The following is a 4789-nucleotide window of genomic DNA, read 5'->3' on the forward strand; positions in this document are numbered from 1 at the left end:
TTCATTCCCCACATAATACACTCATTTAGGTAAACGATTCCTAACAGACATGAAAAATTGAACGCTCAATGTAGCAACAGAACTTCCGCCCCCCCCATAACCTGGCAAGCCATACCCACTAAGCGGATGATTAGAAGAGGTGAGCTGCTCCCATTAAACTAACATAGCACGATGTAAGCAATGTCTGCTTCTGGCACAAAGCGGACAGCACATCCCTCGATTTAAATCTAAATCTGAAAAAGAACTGTTTTCCAGCTTTACACGATACTTCAACATTTGCCTAAAAGAGCAGCGTCCGCTGCTCATGAGGATCGGCAAGTATTTAATCCATCGCCATTATAATCTGTTAACACAACGGGGATGATTCTCAAGAACTCATTTCAATAAATCATGCCGGATCACTTCATAGAGAGTTGCATAAACCTCATTTGTTCATAGTATGTATTTGTTCATGATTCATGAACAAAATTAAGGTGTGAACAAATAACACCTCAACGACTTATCACAAAAGTTGCCGAAACGATGCCCCCTGGCATCTTGTTAGAATATGAGCTTGCCCAGGAAGACGATGACACTGATGGAAGAGTCACGCTGACCACTGCGGGCGGGGGGAGAAAAAACTTTACTCTTCAAATAAAAACAGTACATAGAATTGAGACTCTCGCCGGCGTTGAAAGGCGCACTAACCAGTCAGTGAATGGTCTGCCGGTGCTGCTCATTTGCAATCGACTTTCTCCGCCGTTGTCGGACTACTGTACGCAAAACCGCATTAACTTTATCGATAGTGCCGGAAATGCGCACATTGATGTGCCGGGGCTTTGCATCATTATTCAGGGAAAGCAGGAGGAAAAAACAAATGTTGCAGTCGGTGGGATATTCCCTGAAGGCGTGATGAAACTACTGTTTGTATTACTTTATGAACCCGATGCGCTCAACAAAACGTACCGTCAGTTGGCAGAACTATCGGGTATTTCACTGGGCATGGTTAGCAAAGCCTTTGATATTCTTGAAAAGAGGCGACATTATCGAAAGGCGAAAACCGGCAGACGCCTGATAGATACTGACGGACTTAGTGCTATGTGGATTAATGATTACGCCCGTTCTTTAAAACCGCGGCTTGATCTGCTGACTTTAGAAGCCCCAAGTTCCTGGGAGCATTTGCCTCTGGAAACTGGAGAATATGCGAGCGGTGAGCTTGCTGCTGCCTCATTAAGCGGCGGCTATCTGGCACCTGTGACGGGTATAATCTATACGCCCTATTCATTAGTGGAGCGTCGAAACAGGCTGGCGTTAAGACCAGCACGGGAACCAGGTTTGCAAATTATTGCGAGTTTCTGGGGTTCACTTACTCTCAATTCACGAGCTAAAGCCATGCTTTGCCTTGGGGATTTGCTGGATGGTGGCGACGACAGAAGTCGTGAAGTCGCAAGGATTATCAATAACAAATATCTTAACCTTAAAGATTCCGCTCTCTTCAGTTACTGAGACCTTGCTGTTACAGATAAACCAAATCTGCAGCGCTCAGGGTATCCCTTACTTTATTGCGGGTGCGACTGCGCGCGAAATCCTGATACATCATGTGTATGGAAGAGCGGTCGGCCGGCGGACTCGTGATATTGATTTTGCGGCATTTGTTCAGGAATGGCAGCTGTTTGACAACCTGAAGCAGGCATTAACTGCGGCTGGCGGAAAAACTATAAAAGGGAATGCCCACCGATTAGTGCTGGAGGGTATTGAACTGGACATCATTCCTTTTGGCGGCGTTGCCGAAGCAAATAAAGTTGCCTAGCCACCGGATCGTGAGGTTGTGATGGCTGTTGATGGCTTTGAGGAAGCCTTCGGGCATACAGTATCGATAACAATGCAAGCTGGGGAACAAATCCCTTTCTGCTCCCTGCCTGGTCTCGCGTTGCTCAAACTTTTCGCCTGGCGGGATCGTGGAATGGCAAATGGAAAAGATGCGGTAGACCTTTATAAAATTATCAATGAGTACGGGCAGATTGAGAATGAGCGTGCGTTTGAAAATTCCGCTGAGTGTGACAAGCGTGACTGGGATGTTGATCGCATGGGGGCGTTTTTGCTGGGAAAAGATATCGCGATGATCAGTACTCCAGATTCTATAGTCGAACTTTTTAAACTTGACGCAGATGCACTCACTGATGCAATTGTCCGTCAGACCATGACAGACAATACTGATGCCATCGAGGAGAGAGTTTTAGATTTCTGGACCGGACTTCATAGTGAATAACCAAGTGTTGCAGAGATTGCTGGCTGTCCTAGTAACGAGGGGAATTCCATGGTAAGAGAAATAAAGCCGCCAATGCGACCAGATAACTACTATTTCGGAGTTGGCTGTGTACAGCCAGCAATCTGCGCTGGCGGATATGTTTTTGCAGCAGAGTTAGCTCTACCATACTGCGGTCGCGTATGACCGTCACATCTACCAGTGGAAAAGCATTGCCGAAGAGTTTTCCTGCAAGTTCCGGGTCATCAAATTCCTGCAGCCAATTAGTGGAGTACGGATACGGGCCGGTATAGGGGTTCTATGCCGGAACCGCCGAAATTTCCGGCATAAGGTGGTGTGAACGAGATTTTTCAAATTTTATCTCGTCTGTCACTAAGTTGTGTGCCAGTGCAGAACAGCCTAAATGTTCGGCACTGTGGTTTCAGATGGGCATACCCTCATCCCATTCGTTGTGCTTATTCCTCCGTAAATATGTTCCTCATCTGCCGCTTACGGTGATGAACAAATAGCTGAGCACGGAGACGCTGCCGTTCATTATCATGTGCAGGGCAACGGGCAGGCCGAGGCCTTTTGTCTTCACCCTGGCGGCGGTGAGAACCAGCGACACCAGAAACAGCAAAAAGAATGTCCGTGGGTCCGTATACTGCGTGTGCAGCAGTGAGAATGTCGCCGCCAAAACGAAGGCTGACCAGTACACCCTGTCGTTGAACCAGTACATCAGGGCGTTAAACAGGCACCCCCTGAAAATGATTTCCTCGTAGACGGGCACCACAAAGGTCAGCAGCATTGCGTTGAACAGCAGGGTCCAGCCCGGCAGTGACATCTGCCCGGTGAGCCAGTCCTCGGACTTTGTTAATCCCAGCGCCCGGGGCAACACGAACTGAATGACAAAAATGCAAAAGATAAAAACGGCAAAATAGCGCCCCTTCATCTCCCCCTTGCCCAGTCCCTCTCTTTTTCTGAAAAACAGCAGATACAGCGTAAAAATCACCAGAAATTGCGTAAGGTATATCAGCGGATAAAACACCCCCTTCCTGATTAATGCGTCCCTGCTCTCGAGAAAGTACGGAAGCGTGGCAAGAATAATGCTCAGTAAAAGCATCGAGAGGCAGCCGTTAACCGCCTTTGTCCTGTCTAAAAACTCGTTCTCTGCCATCTTCCCTGTCCTCCTTAGTTTAACGAGATAACCCTGTCAGCTGACGCTATCGTTGACGGCCGGTGAGCAATAATCACCCGCGTGATGTTGAGATGCTTAATTGCAACGTTGACGCAGCGTTCGCTCCTGGCGTCCAGGGCGCTGGTCGCTTCGTCCATAAACAGGATGCCCGGGCGGCGGTACAGCGCGCGCGCAATGAAAATACGCTGCTTCTGCCCGCCCGACAGGCCTTCTCCCAGCTCCCCAATCAGGGTTTCATAGCCCATGGGCATGTTGGCGATGGTCTCATGGATGTGGCTGGCCCGGGCGCACTCGGTCATCCAGGCATCGTCGGGGCTGTCCACAAACCCGCAGATATTTTCCCGGATTGAGCCCGAAAACAACCTGTCGTCTTGCATGACGCAGCCAATCATTTTTTGATAGTTGTTCACGCCCAGCAGCCGGATATCTGCACCGTCAATGAGAACCTCACCCGCCTCTGCCTCGAAGAGGCCGCACAGCACTTTCATCAGCGTCGTTTTCCCCGCCCCGGAGGGGCCGGTTATCGCCACACACTCGCCGGGGGCAACGGCAATGTTTAACCCGCTAAAAACCGGTGCGGACTGGCTGTCATAGCGGTAGCTCAGGTTACGGGTGGACAGCCCCAGGGGCACCATCCTGGCCGTATAAGGGATATCCGGCTTTACGGCCTCGCTTTCGTTCAGCGCAATGTCGGCAACGCGCTCGTTGTGCAGGCTCATCATGCGCAGCTGGAGCACGAACCCCGTCAGCGACTCGACCCGGTCGGAGAACTGACCGCGAAATACGCCAAACGCCACAAACATTCCGAGGCTCATCTGGTTGTCTATCACCAGGCTGGTCCCCAGCCATAAGATGACCACCTGGTCGCAGGCGGCGACGAACGTACTGATGCCGCCAAACAGCAGGTCCATTTTCGTGACCCTGATGCCGGTGTTAATGGCGTCAACGCTCAGGTTGAGCCAGCGGCTTCCCCGGCGCTGGCTCATGCCCTGCATTTTGACCGTTGCAATGCCGTACAGGGTTTCCATGAAATACGAGCCGGCGCGCGCACTCCTGACCAGCGCCTCTTCCGACAGCTGCCGGTAGCGTCCGTACGTCAGCAGGCGGATAAGGACGTACGCGGCGGTAAAACCCAGCACGACCCAGGTCAGCATTCCGCCGTAGAGCACCATCATCACCAGCACGCCGGCCACCATGATGCCGTCCATTATTGCCCCGACTATCCCGGTCGTAAACGCGGTGCGCAGCGTATCCAGCGAGCCAAACCGGGACTGAATGTCGCCGAGCCTGCGTCGTTCAAAATAACTCAGGGGTAAACCCAGCAGGTGGGTAAACAGCCCGGATTGCCACTGCACGTTGATGTGGGT

The 4789-nt window shown here is 51.0% G+C and carries 5 protein-coding genes and 1 pseudogene; 3 read left to right on the forward strand and 3 right to left on the reverse strand.

Going from position 1 to position 4789, the window contains the following annotated elements; all coding sequences use genetic code 11:
* Nucleotides 1-522 precede the first annotated feature (522 nt).
* The 3 genes from EC840_RS25070 to EC840_RS25640 are packed head-to-tail and all read left to right on the forward strand — an operon-like array spanning nt 523 to nt 2248.
* Entirely contained in the window at nt 523-1485 is a 963-nt protein-coding gene (locus EC840_RS25070) for a type IV toxin-antitoxin system AbiEi family antitoxin (RefSeq protein ID WP_243701119.1), read from the forward strand.
* A gap of 4 nt (nt 1486-1489) precedes the next feature.
* Entirely contained in the window at nt 1490-1789 is a 300-nt protein-coding gene (locus tag EC840_RS25635) for a hypothetical protein (RefSeq protein WP_243701120.1), read from the forward strand.
* Nucleotides 1790-1810: 21 nt separating this feature from the next.
* Nucleotides 1811-2248 carry a hypothetical protein gene (locus tag EC840_RS25640; RefSeq protein WP_243701121.1) on the forward strand — a complete coding sequence of 146 codons (438 nt, stop codon included), beginning with the start codon at nt 1811-1813 and terminating at the stop codon, nt 2246-2248.
* A 73-nt stretch (nt 2249-2321) separates the two neighbouring features.
* Here EC840_RS25640 and EC840_RS25080 read toward each other — a convergent pair.
* The 3 genes and pseudogenes from EC840_RS25080 to EC840_RS25090 form a co-directional block, all read right to left on the reverse strand.
* Nucleotides 2322-2537 (reverse strand): annotated as a pseudogene (locus EC840_RS25080) (Rpn family recombination-promoting nuclease/putative transposase); the annotation flags it as partial.
* A 186-nt stretch (nt 2538-2723) separates the two neighbouring features.
* A complete protein-coding gene (locus tag EC840_RS25085; RefSeq protein WP_132967443.1) occupies nt 2724-3401 on the reverse strand; it encodes a type II CAAX endopeptidase family protein in 678 nt (225 codons plus the stop codon).
* Nucleotides 3402-3415: 14 nt separating this feature from the next.
* Nucleotides 3416-4789 (reverse strand): peptidase domain-containing ABC transporter (locus EC840_RS25090; RefSeq protein WP_132967445.1); only part of this gene is annotated, 1374 nt, incomplete at its 5' end.

This window comes from Rahnella sp. JUb53 (assembly GCF_004346065.1).
GTDB lineage: Bacteria > Pseudomonadota > Gammaproteobacteria > Enterobacterales > Enterobacteriaceae > Rahnella > Rahnella variigena.

Excerpts from the sequence above, each read along its gene's own strand:
- EC840_RS25070 (WP_243701119.1), top strand. The coding sequence starts at position 523 with ATGCCCCCTGGCATCTTGTTAGAATATGAGCTTGCCCAGGAAGACGAT.
- EC840_RS25640 (WP_243701121.1), top strand. The coding sequence starts at position 1,811 with ATGGCTGTTGATGGCTTTGAGGAAGCCTTCGGGCATACAGTATCGATA.
- EC840_RS25085 (WP_132967443.1), bottom strand. The coding sequence starts at position 3,401 with ATGGCAGAGAACGAGTTTTTAGACAGGACAAAGGCGGTTAACGGCTGC.